The organism is Microbulbifer sp. ABF4_143 (assembly GCF_056160225.1).
In genome coordinates, this window is record NZ_JBSWWT010000005.1 from 140989 (window position 1) to 157295 (window position 16307).

Below are 16307 nucleotides of genomic sequence, written 5' to 3' on the forward strand. Positions count from 1 at the left end.
CCAAAATCAGACAGTTTCCCCACCTCGTAAGCTTCCGCATAGCTGTGCTGCTGTCTTCGAGCCAGTTTTCTCTGCCTTCCTCAATTAGTGGGTGTCTAGTTTTGCTGCTAGTTTTGCTGGTTTTCTCTGCCTTCCTCAATTAGTGGGTGTCTAGTTTTGCTGGTTGATCGGTGCCGGTGACGCGACCGAGGATGTCGTAGCGCATCTCGGTCCAGTACTGCGCGCTGCCCCGGAAAGGTTCGGACTTGCGCACTACGCGGCCGAGCGCATCGTACTGGGTATCGGCGTAGACCCAGTTGCCGGCGAAGCCTCTTGTGGCGCTGCGGGTCTCGCGGGCGAGGGCGTCAAAGCAGGTCAGGGACTCGGCGCCGCCGGCCTGCTGCGCAGTCTGCTGGTAGACGCTGCCGGCCGGGCAGTGGCTGCCTGCGGCGGCGAGCAGCGTGATGCTGTGGGCACCGGTCTCGTTATATTCGAGCAGCTTGCGGCCGAAGGCGTCGTACTCGAATTGGGTCACTGTGCCCGCCATGTCGGCAACCGCGATCGGCAGACCCAGCTGGTTGCGCTCGATCACCCGGCGGGTGGTCTGGCCGTAGGCATTGACCTCTCTCGACAGGTAGCGGCCCTGATCATTTTCGTATTCCCAGCTGCTGCGGGCTTCCTTCAGACCGCCAGGCTATTCCCTCGAGCCATTTCCGCAACCTTGATCCCCGCCCCCTGGCGATAGCCCGACCACGCAAACCAGGCCGAAAGCAACAACGCGACCATATGCACCGCCAGCACATAGCCCAGGCCAAACTGCGCCGGATAGACCAGCCCATGTGCAACCACCAGCAGTAACAGCAGCCCTGCGCTGATCCACTTGAGCAGCGCCGCGCTGCGGGTTTCGTCCCGCAGCCACAGGCAGAGCCCGAGGCAGGCGGCCAGGCCGGCCAGAAAGAGCGCAATGAGGGGCAGATCCCCGACAACAGTGCCGAGCGCGGCCAAGACTATGGCCGCCGGCGTGCCCCACACACCCGCGCACCAGAAATCGTTGACCCAGTCGCGCCCGCCGCGGCGCGCGAGCCAGATATTCACGCCGCTCACCGACACCACCGTGAGCGCCAGCCCCAGCAGCAGGTAGGCAAGCTTGACCCAGAAGGCCGCCCCTTCGCCGCCAAAGTGGCCGAAGTGGATGCGGTACACGGAATACAGAATCTGGCGCCCGGCGATACCGTCGGACAGCCCCTGGTGATTGATAAAGGTGCCGTCCGCACCGTAGCGATACATCTCCGAGTAGACCAGCCGGCCGGGCAGGCTTGCTGCGATTTCCAGGAATTGCCCGCTGGTATTGGGCTTGTGCACCACCAGGTAAATCGGCTCCGCCTCGGGTGCCCGCTGCGCCAGATCCGCCAGCGCGGCCGCCACGTCCACCCTCTGCACCGGCGCTTCCACCACCGGATCGCCTCCGTATATATCGGCGATCAGCGCTTCGCGGTCGCCGTCGTAGTAGGCGGGTGCGGCCACCAGTAGCAGCAGGCCCGCCAGTCCAAAGAAGGCACCGGTGAGCGCAATCATCAGATGGAACGGCAGGCCCCAGACCGACAGGCGGTTGTGGATATCCGCCTGCTCCAGGCGGCGCGAGCCGCCCAGGCGAAAGCGGAAGGCGTCCTTGAAAATACGCGGGTGCGCCAGCAGACCGGAAATAATCAGCCCCAGCAGCATGGCGCCGAGGGCGCTGACCAGCAGCAGGCCGATATTCGACGGCAGGTGCAGGTAGTAGTGCAGCTCCAGCAGCATATGCGCCAGGCCCTCCTTCGGTTCGGGCCCCAGGGTACCGTCCTCCCGCAACAGCCACTCCCCTTCCCTGTCGGACAGATGCATACGCCGCTCGTGGTCGCTAGGGAGCACCACGTACAGGGACTCCGGCGTCTTCTCGCGACTGCTCAGGTAGTCGTTCAGTGCGGTTTCTATCGTAGTGCTGTCGAACTCGCTGAATTCCGCCACATCCGGCTGCTCCCAGCGCTGTATCGCATCCTTAAACACGACCAGGGCACCGGTCAGGCAGACCAGGTACATCAGAAAACCGATCACCAGCCCGACCACCGAGTGGGCGGACAGGGCGCTTTTTACCAGTGCGGGGGAAGGTTTGAGCTTCATGGGAGCTTTTTACCGAGAGTCACAAAAAAAGAACGGCTGCGGCAGCCGCCGCAACCAAAAGGAGAAGCAGGGTATTGCGGGCGAGATGCGCACTCGCGCAGATCCACACCGAGACAGCCCCCCAGGCCAGCGGGTACGCGAGGGCGGCGAACGCCATGCGATTGCCGGAGGCGAATGGCAACAGGCCACTGACGGCAACCGTGACCAGACAGGTGGCGACACAGGCGATAGGACCCGCGGTCATAAAGGTGCCCAGCTTGTGCCAGCGGGAGGTATCGCCGAGTGTATCCGCGACAACACCTTCGGCGTTCCGCGCCGGCCTGGCCTCCCGACGCTCGACACCGAAAGCGCAGATAAGCCAGGCAATCAGGCTGACGGCAATCAGTGCATAACTGGTACCGAACTCGCCGCCCGCCGCACTTGCCCACAGCAAAATACCGGCGAGCACGGCCAGCCACCCGGCGGCAGTGGAAAAATTGCCGAACAGTTTCTGCCCGCGCCAGGAACGCCACAACAACAATACACCGGCGCCGCAGAGCAGCGGCGCCAGCGCATTCATCCACAGGGAAGATGCCATTGATTGTTCGCCTTAAAAAGTGTATCTGGCCTCTGCCGTGACGTAGCGGCGCTCGCCGTAGAAGCAGTCCCCTCGGTAGAGACAGGAGGTGGTGTGGATCTCGTCGGTGAGATTCTTCGCGTTCAGCTGGAATGTCCAGCTCTCCAGTGTATAGCCGAGGGTTGCGTCGTAAAGGGTATAGCTCGGGTTGTTCGTCGGGAAGATTTCCGTCGGAATCCGCGGATCCAGGCTGGTACCGGTATAGCTCTCGCCCACATGGCGCACACCCAGGCCGGCTTTCAGGCCGGGTAGCCAGTCGCTGAATTCGTAACTGCCCCACAGGGAGAACTGCTCCTCCGGTACCGCTACCAGCGCCTTACCCAGTTCGCTGGGATTGTTGCTGCGGGTCACTTCACCATTGGTGGTGCTGTAGTTCGCGACCAACTCGAAATTGCCCCAGCTGCCACTCGCCTCCAGTTCGACACCATCGATGGTGACTTCACCGGTCTGCACGCTGAAAGAGGGATCCAGCGGGTCCGGCGTCAGGCGGTTTTTCTGCACGATTTCGTAGGTGGCGGCGGTCAGCAGCAGATTGCTCCCCTCCGGCTGGTACTTCACGCCGGCTTCCACCTGCTCGCCTTCGATTGGATCGAACGGCCGGTTCAGGCGATCGGCGCCCGCGGTGGGCTCGAAGGATTCCGTGTAACTGATATAGGGAGAGAGGCCACTGTCGAACGCATACATAACGCCGAAGCGCATAGTGGTCGCGTCGTCTTCCCGCGAGGCGCCGCCGGCGGTGTGGGACTCGGTATTGTCACGGCGCAGACCGCCGGTAAAGATCCAGTTATGCAGTCTGACCTGATCCTGAACGTAGAAGCCCAGCTGCTCGGTAGTGGTTTCAGGCAGATCGAGCGGCTGTATTGCTTCGCTGGGCAGGTTTCCGTAAACCGGATTGAAAATATCGATAACGCCGCCGGCACCGCGCAGACGGATGCGGTTGTTATCGATAGTTGCATCCTGGCTATCGAGACCGAAGGACAGCTGGTGCTCCAGCGGACCGATGGTGAAATTGCCGGTGGTACGCAGATCGAAAATCAGCAGGTCGCTGCTGGCATCGCTCATATAGACGGTGCGTGAAATCTGGCGGATATTCGGATTGAGGCGGTTCACGTCGAAGTCCGCATACATGGAGTTGTAGTCCACCTCGCCCTCTACGTAGCGGGCGTTGGCGTTGATACTCCAGCTGTCGCTCAGGCGGTGATCCAGCCACAGGCCGTAACTGGTTTGCTCGGTGTCGTACTTGTCCCAGCCCGGTTCGCTGAGGAAGGTGTCCGTGGGGATCTCGCCGTTGATATTGTCGATGCGGGTGCCGCCCCAGGGCAGGAAGGCGGTGGAGGTGCCGGTTTCATCCTTCTGATAACTGGTCAGCAAGGTGATCTCGGTATCAGCGCCCGGGCGCCAGGAGATGGACGGCATCAGCAGCAGGCTGTTGTCGTCGACATGGTCGACCTGGGCCTCGGCATCGCGCTGGTAACCCACAACGCGGTAGAGCCACCTGCCCTCGCCGTCCAGGGCGCCGCTGATATCGCCGGCAATCACCTTGCGGTCGTAGTCGCCGGCCTGCACCAGCACCTCGCCACCGGAATCGCCCTGCGGGCGCTTGGATACCAGGTTGACGATACCGCCGGTGGAACCCTGGCCGTAGAGCACCGAAGACGGGCCCTTCAGTACCTCCACCCGCTCGAACCCGTAGGCGTTGGCGCGGGCGCCGCTGTAGCTGCCGAAAATGGATTGCAGGCCGTCGATATAGAGCAGCGGCTCGACACCGCGCACCGTGGACCAGTCGCCGCGGGCGTCGATACCGTAGGTGCCGCCGTTGACACCGGCGAAGTGCTGCAGCGCATCCTGTACCGACTTGGCTCCTATCTCATCCAGGAAGTCCCTGTTGCGCAGGGATACCGAGAAGGGTGTCTCGGTGACCGGCACATCCAGCTTGCCGATGGAGGTCTGGCGCGACAGATTCAGCTCGCCGGTCACCGAGACCTCTTCCAGGCTCTGCCGCTGCCCCTCCTGCGCCAGGGCCTGGCTGCCGGCGGCCGCAATGGCGACAGCCAGCAGCGAGCGCCCCCATACGGAAGTGGCACTGCGTCGATAAGAAGAAGGGTGATTGCGAACGGTACCCATGGCGATCCCTCGGTGACTCTGCGAAATGACTTGGCGAAATGACTTGTTCCAGGCGACCGCCTTAGCTGCGGTCATCACAGGTCGAATACTAATAGGAATCGTTATCACTTGCAAAATTATTGGAATTATTTTTTAGGGACAGGGGCGTTCGCGCGCCTCTCCCGCCGCGGAAAGCCCGGATTGGAGAATCATCTAATCGATCGGGAAATACGGTGGATAGCTGACACACCGCAGAAGGAGAATGCGGAAGAGCCCGCGAACTCGGGAGGGAGAAGCGGATTTAGTGGCCGGACGCGCCGGAGAATAGGTTGAGCACCACCACGCCGGCGACAATCAGCCCCATGCCGATCAGGGTCGGCAGATCCGGTATCTGCCGGTAGACAAGTGCAGCGGCAATCGCCACCAGCACTATGCCCAGCCCCGACCAGATGGCGTAGGTGACCCCCACCGGAATGGTGCGCAACACCAGCGTCAACAGATAAAAGGCGACACCGTAGCCGACCACGACGATCAGCGTCGGGATCGGCTTGGTAAATTGCTCACTCGCCTTCAGCGCGGTGGTGGCCGCGACTTCGGCGACTATGGCGATGGCCAGATACAAATACGCTACTTGCATGTTACTCGCCGCTCCCGGGAATCGGGGGCCTCGGGGCCCCCGGTCCTTTGAGTGCTCAGGGATAGGTGTAACTGGCCTGCAGCCCCAGCGGGAAGCCCAGCGTCCAGTAGACCACCAGGAACAGGGACCAGCACAGCAGGAATACCAGCGAATAAGGCAGCATCATCGACACCAGGGTGCCGATACCGGTGCCCTTCACATAGCGCTGACAGTAGACCACCACCAGCGGGAAGTAAGGCATCAGCGGCGTGATGATATTGGTGGAGGAGTCACCCACCCGGTAGGCCGCCTGGGTCAGATCCGGGGAGAAACCGATCTGCATCAGCATCGGCACAAAGATCGGGGCCAGCAGCGCCCATTTGGCGGAGGAGGAGCCGACAAACAGGTTCACGAAGCCCACCAGCAGGATAATGCCCATCAGGGTCACCGGGCCGGGCAGGTTCATTGCCGCGAGCAGGTTGCCGCCCTCCACAGACAGCAGTGTGCCGAGGCCGGAGCGCGCGAATTCGGAGATAAACAGCGCGCAGAAAAACGCCATCACTATGTAGTAGGCCATGGAACCCATGGTCTTCGACATCGCATCGATGACGTCCTTGCTCTTGTTAAAGGTACCCGCCGCATAGCCGAACACCACACCGGGAATAATGAACAGCAGGAAGATCAGCGGCACTATGGACTTCATCACCGGCGCGCCGAAGGAGGCCAGCTGTCCCTGGGCATCGCGCAGCGCGGAAGTCTCCGGCAGCATCCAGGCCACCAGGCCGACAATGCCTGCCGCCATCACCGCCACGGAAAGGTACAGCGCCCGCTTCTCGCGCTCGCCCAGATCGTGAATCGCCGGCATATCTTCCTTGTCGCCGTCGATGGCCACATTTTTCAGGCGCGGCTCTATCACCTTGTCGGTCAGCCACCAGCCGAGCAGCGTGATCACCAGGCAGGAGGCGGAGGTGAAGAACCAGTTATTGAGCGGATTCAGCTGTACGTCGGGATCGACGATCTGCGCCGCCGTCTGGGTAAAGCCCTGCAGCAGCGGATCTATCGCCGATGGCACGAAGTTGGCCGAGAAGCCGCCGGAGACGCCGGCGAAGGCGGCGGCGATACCGGCCAGCGGGTGGCGCCCGGCGGCGTAGAAGATGACCCCGCCGAGCGGAATCACCAGCACATAGCCGGCGTCCACCGCTGTGTGGCTGACAATCGCCACTAAAATGAGCATCGGCGTCAGCAGCATCTGCGGCGTCACCGCGAGCAGCTTCTTCAACACCGCATTGATGAAGCCGCTGTGCTCGGCCACGCCGACGCCGAGCATGGCCACCAGCACCACCCCCAGCGGCGCGAAGCCGGTGAAAGTCGTCACCATGCTGGACAGAAAGCGGGCGATTTCCTCCCCGGAGAGCAGATTCGTGACCTGTATCGCCTCGCCGGTGGCCGGGTGCAGTGTGTCGAAGCTGACACCGGACAGCATCCACGACAGCACCCAGATGGCGACCATCAGAATCAGAAAGAGTACCGCCGGATCCGGCAGGCGGTTGCCCACCACCTCGATAAAGTTGAGCGCCCGGTTGATCCAGCCGCTTTTGGCGACGCCGTCGTTGGCCGAGCCGGGATTTGCCTGAATGTTTTCCATGATTTATCCCTGTTATTGGTTTTGTAATTATGTGTTTCTGTAGGAGCGGCCCATGGCCGCGATCAGTGCTGCTTAATAACACAGATAGATCGCGGCCATGGGCCGCTCCTACAGTTTATTCGACCGGTCTCAGCCGATCTTGCGGATACCCACCGCGTGGCGCAGCCGCTCGATAAACGGCGCCGCATAGGCGCGGGCCTTCTCAGCGCCCTTCTCCAGCTCCGCTTCGATCTGCGCCGGATTGGCCAGCAGCTCGTTGTAGCGCTCGCGCGCCTCGCTGAGCTGGCCGTTGATCAGCTCGAACAGCTGCTTCTTCGCCTCGCCCCAGGCGATCCCCTCCTCGAAGGCCCTGCGCATCTCGGCGGTCTGCGCTTCGCTGGCGAAGGCCTGCCAGATCTGGAATACGGTGGAAGTGTCCGGGTCTTTCGGCTCCCCCGGCTCCAGCAGGTTGGTCTTGATCTTGTTGATATGTTTCTTCAGCTGCTTCTCCGGCAAAAACAGCGGGATGGTGTTGCCGTAGCTCTTGCTCATCTTGCGGCCGTCGAGCCCCTGCAGTACGGCCACGTGCTCGTCCACCACCGCCTCGGGCAGTGTGAAATGCTCGCCGTAGTGGTGGTTGAAGCGCTGGGCGATATCCCGCGCCATCTCGATATGCTGCACCTGGTCCTTGCCCACCGGCACCTTGTTGGCGTTGAACATCAGTATGTCCGCAGCCATCAGGATTGGGTAGCTGTACAGGCCCATGGTGATACCGAAATCCGAGTCCTCGCCGTCGGCGCGGTTGGCGTCCACTGCCGCCTTGTAGGCGTGGGCGCGGTTCATCAGCCCCTTGGCGGTCATGCAGGTCAAAAGCCAGGTCAGCTCGGGAATCTCGTGGATATCGGACTGGCGGTAGAAGACCACATTGTCGGTATTCAGCCCCAGGGCCAGCCAGGTGGCCGCTATCTCCAGCGTAGACTGGTGCACCTTTTCCGGCTCCTGGCATTTGATCAGCGCATGGTAGTCGGCCAGGAAGTAGAAAGACTGGTTCTCCTCCTGCTGACTGGCGGCAATGGCGGGGCGGATGGCGCCCACATAGTTGCCCAGGTGGGGAGTGCCGGTGGTGGTGATGCCGGTCAGTATGCGCTGCTTGGTCATAAATCCTTCGTAGTCCGTGCTGCATTCTCGGGAAATGAAGGGCGCATAATAACCTTTTCCCCGCTGGGGTTGTATGGCCGGGAGTGCGGGCCACATCTCGCCCTGTAGAAGCGGCCCATGGCCGCGATCGATCTGTGCAATTGGCGGGGACTGATCGCGGCCGCGGGCCGCTCCTACAACGGGTTTCCACCAGCCGCCAGTTCGCCCAGTAGTTGGCGGTAGTCTCCGGTCAGGTTGGACCAACTGAGGGAAGTCACGTCCGGCACCTTGAGTTGCTCGCCGCGCTCGATGCTGTCGGCGCACTTGAGCATGGCCTTGCTCAGATTGGCCGCGCAGGACTCCACATCCTCGGGAAAGTGGTAGCCACCGCGGCCGAACCACTCCGGGTAGGCCAGGTTGTCCGGCACCAGCGGCTGGCAGCCGGCGGCCACCGCTTCGAGTACCGCCAGGCCCTGGAAATCGTGGCGGGCCGTGGACAGCACCGCGTGACTCTGGCGCAGCAGGCACCGGTAGTCCGCCGACTGGATCTGGTAACCCCAGGCCCCGAGCGCACCGTGTTTCTGCAGCAGCTTGCGGATCTGCGCAAACTCCGACGGCTGGCGGCGGAACTGCTGCCCGACGACATGCAGCGTGAAGGGCCGCTTGTGCTGCGCGAAGCGGCGCAGGGCCGCCAGCAATATGTCCGGCCCCTTGTCGTACTCCCAGCGGTGGTTCCAGATAAACGCCGGCCTGCCGGGGCGCTCTTCGGGTTCGGTGAATACCGATGTTTCCAGCGGCACCGGCAATATGCGCGACTTGCGCTCTATCTCCGCGCAGAGACCCGGCGGCACACAGTCCGGAAAGCGCTTCAGCAATTCCACCGCCCCCTCGAGCAGGGTGCGACGGTTGTAGTCAGAATTGAACAGCAGCAGGTCGCCGGCGAGCGCGGTGTAGATATTCAGCAGCTGCGGCTCCACCGATCGATGCGCGTCCGCACTCAGCGGATAGGCGAACTGGTTTTCGTGGAAGTAGACCGCGGTCGGCACAGAGGCGATCTGCGGCACCAGGCCGCGCAGGGCCGACAGGTCCGTCATCGATGTGGCGACAATCAGATCCCAGGGCTGGCGCAGCGTCTCCAGTGCCTCTCCCCTGCCCCAGCTGAGGCTGTTGCCGCGGATGCGCCAGCTGAAGTAGCGCGGCGGCAGGGTCAGCACTGTCCACTGCCAGTCGGGGATCGCGGCCACCAGGCCTTTGCGCCAGCGCTTGTGGCTGTCGGCGTCGTAGGCGGAGAGCAGCAGGGCTTTCATACTTGAACAATATCTGTAGGAGCCTGCTTGCAGGCGAATACTATCCGGAATCCGGGGAATTTCGCCTGCAAGCAGGCTCCTACAGATTGTGCCATTAATAGCCGCAATGAATCAGTCGAAGGAGCGCACGTTGTTCAGCCGCGCGAACAGGCTGGAGGTGTCCCAGCGGCCGCCGCCGAGGGCCTGCACCTCGCTGTAAAACTGGTCCACCAGTGCGGTGACCGGCAACAGGGCGCCGTTGCGATTCGCCTCGTTCAGCACAATCGCCAGGTCCTTGCGCATCCAGTCCACCGCGAAGCCGTGCTCGTATTCCCCGGCGAGCATCGTCTTGTAGCGGTTTTCCATCTGCCAGCTCTGCGCGGCGCCCTTGGAGATGACATCGATCACCTGTTCCGCGTCCAGACCGGCGGCCTTGGCGAAGTGCAGCCCCTCGGCCAGCCCCTGTACGACGCCGGCGATACAGATCTGGTTGACCATCTTGCACAGCTGGCCACTGCCCACCGGGCCGAGCAGATTGACCGCCCGCGCGTAGCAGTCGATCAGCGGCAGCGCGCGCCGGTAGTCGGCCTCGTCACCGCCCACCATGACCGTCAGCGCGCCGTTTTCCGCCCCCGCCTGACCACCGGAAACCGGCGCGTCGAGAAAGCCGATCCCCTTTTCCCGGCCGATCGCGGCCAGTTCGCGGGCCACGTCGGCGGAAGCGGTGGTGTGGTCGACGAACAGGCTGCCGCTGGCCATACCTACGAAGGCGCCCTGCTCCCCGGTGACCACCTGGCGCAGATCGTTGTCGTTACCCACACAGGCGAAGACGATTTCCGCTCCGCGCACGGCTTGCGCCGGCGTCGCGAAAGATTCGCCGGCGTAGTCCCGCAACCACTGCTCGGCGCGGCTGGCGGTGCGATTGTAGATTTGCACTCTGTGGCCGGCCTTGGACAGAAACCCGGCCATCGGGTAGCCCATGACTCCGAGACCGAGAAACGCGACAGTCGCCATAGCGGTTTTACCCCCAGATCATCCAGATAAGCGCCGCACCCAGCAGCAGGCGGTAGATCGCGAAGGGTGCCATGCCGATGCGGCTGATAAATTGCAGGAAAAAGTGAATACACAGGTAGGCGCTGATACAGGACAACACAGCGCCGAGCAGTATGTCCTTCCAGGGCACAGAGTCCAGCGACAGCAGATCAAATGTCAGCAGCATGGCACTCAAGGCGATCACCGGGATGGACATCAGGAAGGAGAAGCGCGCGGCCGCCTCCCGCTTCATACCCAGCATCAGGCCGGCGGTCATCGTAATGCCGGAGCGGGAGGTGCCGGGAATCAGAGCTATGGCCTGGGCCACGCCGATCAGCAGCGCCTTTTTCCAGTTCAGCTGCGCCAGCGTCTGGGTGCGCGCGCCGCGCACATCCGCCCACCACAGCAACACGCCAAAACCAATCGTCGTGGCCGCGATCACGGCGGCGGAGCGCAGGTGGGTTTCAATAAAGCCCTTGAAGGCGAGCCCGGCCAGCCCCGCCGGAATGGTGGCCAGCACGATCAGCCAGGCCAGGCGCCCGTCATCGGTAAAGTGCCCGTTCACCAGGCCGCCCAGCCCATCGCGCAGCAGCGCCCAGATATCCCTGCGGAAATAGGTCACCACGGCGATCAGCGAGCCGAAATGTACCGCCACGTCGAAAGCCAGCCCCTGATCAGGCCAGCCCAGCACCTCCGTGGGCAGAATCAGGTGCGCGGAGCTGGAGATGGGCAGGAATTCAGTCAGGCCCTGAATCAGGGCCAGCACGACAATCTGAAATAGTTCCATGGAATCGCTTCTGCTACTGCGAACGGATTTTCTGCCGCTTCTGCCAGGTAACCTCGTTGCGCAGATACAGAGGCTCCAGTTCTTCAGCGGAAACGGCGGCGCCACTGTGCCACAGGGGCAGCGCCAGTTCGGCGATATCCCGCGCGTGGATCGGGGCATCGATCACCCTTTCCGCCACCGGCGCCTGCGCCAGCTCACCGTAGTGCCAGCCGGGGCCGGCGCCGTAAAGCCGCTGCGGCAGGTCGCCACGCCCCTGCGCCTGCCGCAGCGACTGCAGCACCAGCTGCGGGTCCTGCACCGCTTCCGGCAGCAGGCTGTCGTTGGGCCTGTCCACGCCGAAGACGCCCCAGTAGACCTGCTGCATACGCGCATCCAGCATCGCAACTATGGGGGCCGCCTGCCACTGCGCGTGCACCCTGCGCGCCCCGGCGGCCAGGGCGGCGAGACTGGATACCGGCACTACCGGCTTGTCTACGGCGAATGCCAGCCCCTGGGTGCAACTGATGGCGATGCGCAGGCCGGTGAAGGAGCCGGGGCCGCGGCTGACCGCCAGCGCGTCCAGATCTCCGAGGACGAGCCCGGCCTCCGACAGCAGTTCGTCGACCATCGGCAACAGGCGGCGGGTGTGATCCCTTTCCGCCCGCACGAACCGCTCACGGATATGGCCGTCACAATACAGGGCCACGGAGCAGGCTCCGGATGTGGTGTCCAGGGCAAGAATCTTCACATTGCTCTCAGATCAGTTGATGGGGGGCGAATTGTGGCACGGTCGCTGTAGCGAGTCATGTGCAATCCCCCCAACGGCCTGGATGCCGTTTTGCGCAGCCGCAGGCTGCCCACAGGGGGAGGACCGGGAGCTCAAATACAAACCCCGGCCGGAGCCGGGGCTGAGAGAGCGGCGGCGGCCAGCCGCAATACGGCGGCTGGCCTGCCGGAGGTCAGGACTTTTTCGGCGGGCGGCCGCGACGCGCGGCCTTCTTGGGCGGGCGACCGCGCCGCGCGGCGGTCTTGGCGGCGGCCTTCTTCGGGCGTCCGGGCCGCTTGGCCGGAGCCTTCTTGACCGCCTTCTTTTTCACCGTTTTTTTCTTTGCAGCCTTCTTAGCCGCCTTCTTGGCTTCGGCCTTCGCCTTGGCCGCGGCCTTCTTCTCCAGGGCCTTGGCCTTGGCGGCGGCCTTCTTGGCCGCGGCCTTCACCTTGGCCTCGGCCTTCTTCTCCGCCGCCTTCACCTTCTTGGCATCGGCCTTGCTGCGGGCCTTCTTCCAGCGCGTCTCGAAGGCCTTCAGCGCTGCAGCGAGATCCTTCTCCGCCTTGGTGGCGAGGCTCTCAGCCAGATCGGCCACCTTCTGCTTGGCCGCCTCTTCGGCCTGGCGCACCGCATCCATCGCCTTGGCTTTGGCCAGGGCCACCTTCGCCGCGGCCAACTTGACGCGTAAATCCTTCGCCTTGGCGTTTGCGCTGCTCAGCGATTTTTTTGCAGCCGCGGTACCGCTTTTCTGTACCCGGGCGCGCGCCTTGGCGACGCGATCCAGCTGTGTATCCAGCGACTTAGCCGCCGCATCCACCGCTTTTTGCGCCTTGGCGACTACCGGCGATACCGCAGCCGGAGCTTTTGCCCGCGCTTTCTTTTTCGCTACTCGTGCCATCCCTTGTCTCCTCTCTGATATAAGAAGAAGTACATCCGAAAGTGTGCCGGCAGTATTGCCGTTTGCTGCTGAATAAGAACCGCCGCCGAGGCAGCAATTATTGAATGCACAGCAGGCTGCACCTTAATTCGATGCAACTGTATCAAAGTTAATAAAAAAAACCTGCTTTGCAAGAAAAAAGGAGAAAAATGAGAAAATTTTTATTAAAAAGCGTGTCTTTTTTGCCAATTCAACGCGCAAACCAGTTTTTAAGGACAAAACACAAAAAAACCGGCCCTAGGTCCGGGCCCTGAGCGGCAGCTTTTCCTCGACAATCGCCGCGAGCGCCTCGATATGATCCCGGCGCAGATTGAGCGCGGGGATATAGCGGTAATCCTTACCGCCCGCCTTGAGAAAATTAGCGCGATTCTCTACCGAGATCTCCTCCAGGGTCTCCAGACAGTCCGCCGCAAACGCCGGGCAGATCACATCGACACTGGCAACGCCATTTTTCCCCCACTCGATCAGCGTCTTATCGGTGTAGGGCTGCAGCCACTCCGCCTTGCCGAAGCGGGACTGAAAGCTGATCTGCCAGCGGTCGCGCTCGATACCCAGCTCCGCCGCCAGGTGTTCCGCGGTCTCGGAGCACTGCCGATAGTAGGGGTCACCCTTGTCGATATTGGCCTTGGGAATACCGTGAAATGAAAGCAGTAACTTTTGGGCCGCGCCGCGCTTCTCCCAGTGCCCCCGCACCGAATTTGCCAGTGCGCGGATATAGAAAGGGTTGCGGTAATAGTCGCGCACCAGGCTGATATCCGGAATATCGCGGCTGTTGCGATAGATTTGCGCCACCTGGTCATAGATGGCGCCGGTGGTGGTGGCGGAATACTGGGGATAGAGGGGAAGAATTACAAATGATTCGAAGCCCTCCCTGCGCAACCCTTCGACGACGGCTTCAAGCTCCGGCTCGCCGTAGGTCATGGCGTAGGCGACGGCAATATCCGCGCGCCGCTCGCCCAGGTGTTCCTGCAAAAACTCCGCCTGGCGGCGGGTGTAATGGAGTAGCGGTGAACCCTGTACCGGCTCGCCGTCGGCACTGCGATTCCAGATGGCCCCGTAGGCGGGAGCGATGCGCGGCGGGCGGAGCGGCAAAATCAGGCCGTGCAATATCGGCAGCCACAGGGGCCGGGGGATCTCCACCACCCGCGGATCCGACAGGAAATCGCGCAGAAAGCGCCGCACCGCAGGCGCCGTAGGCTCCGCGGGCGTACCTAGGTTCATCAGGATTACGGCTGTGGACATAGTTGGACCTATCAGGAATTCGGATTTCGCAGATATTAACGACAACTAAAGTAGCCGGCCATCTGGGGCCGGGAAGCGGCGAAGCGCTTTGCCTCTACAGACACAAAAAAGGCCCCCGTATGGGAGCCTGATGGCGCGATGCGACGGCGGACGATCAGCTCAGGGCCGCGAGTACCTTCTCGCGAATATCCTCCATGGAGCCGACACCCATCACCTTGCTGTACTTGGGCGCCGTGTCAGGGGAGCGCTCTGCCAGTTCGCGGTAGAAACCGACCAGCGGTTCCGTCTGCTCATGGTAGACAGACAGGCGGTTGCGCACTGTTTCCTCGGTATCGTCACTGCGCTGGATCAGCGGTTCTCCGGTGACATCATCCTGCCCCTCAACCTTGGGCGGATTGTAAATAACGTGGTATACGCGACCGGAGCCCTCGTGTACGCGGCGGCCGGACAGGCGCTTGACGATCTCTTCGTCATCGACGGCGATCTCCAGCACATGGTCGATGGCGATATCCGCATCCAGCAGCGCCTGCGCCTGGGGAATGGTGCGCGGGAAGCCGTCAAACAGGAATCCGTTGGCGCAGTCCGGCTCGGCGATACGCTCTTTGACCAGGGCGATGATCAGATCGTCGGATACCAGTTTGCCCGCGGCCATGATGTCTTTGGCCTGCTGTCCGAGCGGGGTGCCCGCTTTCACCGCGGCGCGCAGCATGTCGCCGGTGGAGATCTGCGGAATGCCGAACTTCTCTGTAATGAACTGGGCCTGAGTGCCCTTGCCGGCCCCCGGCGCTCCCAAGAGAATGATTCGCATAGTCAGAAAGCCTCCAAAATAGTCTCCGCGTGCCAATGCCTGCCGCGCCAAAAGAGCGCTACCTTACACGCTGCCCCCAGCTTGGGCAAGGCTGGCGGCGCGGGCCCGGGCGGGCCGCGCCCCGGCGGAATAACGGTCTGCGCAGGTGGGGCTATTCTTGTCAGAAACACCCTGCCCAAAATATGACCAAACGATGAAAATCGCCATCTACAATGCGCAACCCTACGACAAGCGCTACTTCGAGCGCTTCAATGGCAATTTTGCCCATGAACTGCACTATATCGATACCCACCTGGACGAAACCACGCTGCCGCTGAGCAAGTCCGCACCTGTAATCTGCGTTTTCGTCAACGATCCGATCCAGAAACCACTGCTCGAACAGATGCGCGATCAGGGCGTGCAGATGATTGCGCTGCGCTCGGCCGGATTCAATCATGTGGACATTCGCGCGGCGGAAAAACTGGGCATACTGGTGGCCAATGTACCCGGATACTCCCCCTATGCGGTGGCGGAACACGCCGTGGGCATGATTTTGTGCCTGATCCGCCGGCTGCTGCGCGCGCATGCGCGGGTCCGGGAGGGCAACTTTTCCCTGGATGGCCTGATGGGCTTTGATCTGCACGGAAAAACCGTGGGCGTGGTGGGCACCGGCAAGATCGGTGCGGTGTTCGCACGCATCATGCACGGTTTCGGCTGCCGGCTGCTCGGTGTCGATCCGGTGGAAAACCCCGATTGCCGCGATCTGGGCCTGGAGTACGTATCCCTGGACAGCCTCTGCCGCCAGTCCCACATCATCTCCCTGCACTGCCCGCTGACCGCACAGACCCGGCATATGATCGACGACGCCGCCATCGCCGAGATGCGCGACGGCATCTGCCTGATCAACACCTCCCGCGGCGCGGTGATCGATACTGCGGCCATCATTCGCGCGCTCAAAGGGGGGAAGATCGGTTTTCTTGGCCTGGACGTATACGAAGAGGAGGAGGACCTCTTCTTCGAGGACCACTCGGATACGGTGCTCGATGACGATGTATTCGCGCGGCTGCTGACCTTCAACAATGTGCTGATCACCGGCCACCAGGGCTATTTCACCCGCGAGGCCATGACCAATATCGCCAAGACGACACTGGCCAATGTGGCGGAGTTTGAGCGGACGGGGCGCTGCGCGAACCAGCTGCTTGCACCGGGCTGAAACGGCGAGGGGTCGGCGAGCGGCGGTTACACCGCGCGGCCCAGGA

General features: G+C 62.4%; 15 protein-coding genes. 1 reads left to right on the forward strand and 14 read right to left on the reverse strand.

Annotated features, from left to right (window positions below):
* Positions 1-139: 139 nt before the first annotated feature.
* The 14 genes from ACXAF3_RS05765 to adk form a co-directional block, all read right to left on the reverse strand.
* Positions 140-571, reverse strand: a complete 432-nt coding sequence (locus ACXAF3_RS05765) for a hypothetical protein (RefSeq protein WP_475111338.1) — start codon at positions 569-571, stop codon at positions 140-142.
* 89 nt (positions 572-660) lie between these two features.
* On the reverse strand, positions 661-2136 hold the full coding sequence (locus tag ACXAF3_RS05770; protein ID WP_475111339.1) for a PepSY-associated TM helix domain-containing protein: 1476 nt from the start codon (positions 2134-2136) through the stop codon (positions 661-663).
* A gap of 19 nt (positions 2137-2155) precedes the next feature.
* Positions 2156-2713, reverse strand: a complete 558-nt coding sequence (locus ACXAF3_RS05775) for a hypothetical protein (protein ID WP_475111340.1) — start codon at positions 2711-2713, stop codon at positions 2156-2158.
* Positions 2714-2725: 12 nt separating this feature from the next.
* A complete protein-coding gene (locus ACXAF3_RS05780) occupies positions 2726-4876 on the reverse strand; it encodes a TonB-dependent siderophore receptor (RefSeq protein ID WP_475111341.1) in 2151 nt (716 codons plus the stop codon).
* Positions 4877-5156: 280 nt separating this feature from the next.
* The gene (locus ACXAF3_RS05785) at positions 5157-5492 is read right to left on the reverse strand and encodes a DMT family transporter (RefSeq protein WP_475111342.1); all 336 of its coding nucleotides are present in this window, start codon (positions 5490-5492) and stop codon (positions 5157-5159) included.
* Positions 5493-5547: 55 nt separating this feature from the next.
* A complete protein-coding gene (locus tag ACXAF3_RS05790; RefSeq protein ID WP_475111343.1) occupies positions 5548-7116 on the reverse strand; it encodes an AbgT family transporter in 1569 nt (522 codons plus the stop codon).
* A gap of 129 nt (positions 7117-7245) precedes the next feature.
* Positions 7246-8253, reverse strand: a complete 1008-nt coding sequence (locus ACXAF3_RS05795; protein WP_475111344.1) for a tryptophan--tRNA ligase — start codon at positions 8251-8253, stop codon at positions 7246-7248.
* 173 nt (positions 8254-8426) lie between these two features.
* On the reverse strand, positions 8427-9539 hold the full coding sequence (locus tag ACXAF3_RS05800) for a tRNA-queuosine alpha-mannosyltransferase domain-containing protein (protein WP_475111345.1): 1113 nt from the start codon (positions 9537-9539) through the stop codon (positions 8427-8429).
* A 111-nt stretch (positions 9540-9650) separates the two neighbouring features.
* A complete protein-coding gene (locus ACXAF3_RS05805) occupies positions 9651-10532 on the reverse strand; it encodes an NAD(P)-dependent oxidoreductase (RefSeq protein WP_475111346.1) in 882 nt (293 codons plus the stop codon).
* A gap of 7 nt (positions 10533-10539) precedes the next feature.
* A complete protein-coding gene (locus tag ACXAF3_RS05810; RefSeq protein WP_475111347.1) occupies positions 10540-11337 on the reverse strand; it encodes an undecaprenyl-diphosphate phosphatase in 798 nt (265 codons plus the stop codon).
* A gap of 13 nt (positions 11338-11350) precedes the next feature.
* Positions 11351-12064: a tRNA (adenosine(37)-N6)-threonylcarbamoyltransferase complex dimerization subunit type 1 TsaB gene (gene tsaB / locus ACXAF3_RS05815; RefSeq protein ID WP_475111348.1), complete on the reverse strand. Its 714-nt coding sequence runs from the start codon at positions 12062-12064 to the stop codon at positions 11351-11353.
* A 211-nt stretch (positions 12065-12275) separates the two neighbouring features.
* Positions 12276-12980: a hypothetical protein gene (locus ACXAF3_RS05820; protein WP_475111349.1), complete on the reverse strand. Its 705-nt coding sequence runs from the start codon at positions 12978-12980 to the stop codon at positions 12276-12278.
* Between the two features lie 276 nt (positions 12981-13256).
* Positions 13257-14261 (reverse strand): ferrochelatase, encoded by a 1005-nt coding sequence (hemH, locus tag ACXAF3_RS05825; protein ID WP_475111350.1) that lies wholly within the window; start codon positions 14259-14261, stop codon positions 13257-13259.
* A 154-nt stretch (positions 14262-14415) separates the two neighbouring features.
* Positions 14416-15069 carry an adenylate kinase gene (adk, locus tag ACXAF3_RS05830; RefSeq protein ID WP_475111351.1) on the reverse strand — a complete coding sequence of 218 codons (654 nt, stop codon included), beginning with the start codon at positions 15067-15069 and terminating at the stop codon, positions 14416-14418.
* Between the two features lie 193 nt (positions 15070-15262).
* Between adk and ACXAF3_RS05835 the strand changes: the two genes are divergently transcribed.
* A complete protein-coding gene (locus ACXAF3_RS05835) occupies positions 15263-16261 on the forward strand; it encodes a 2-hydroxyacid dehydrogenase (RefSeq protein ID WP_475111352.1) in 999 nt (332 codons plus the stop codon).
* Positions 16262-16307 lie beyond the last annotated feature (46 nt).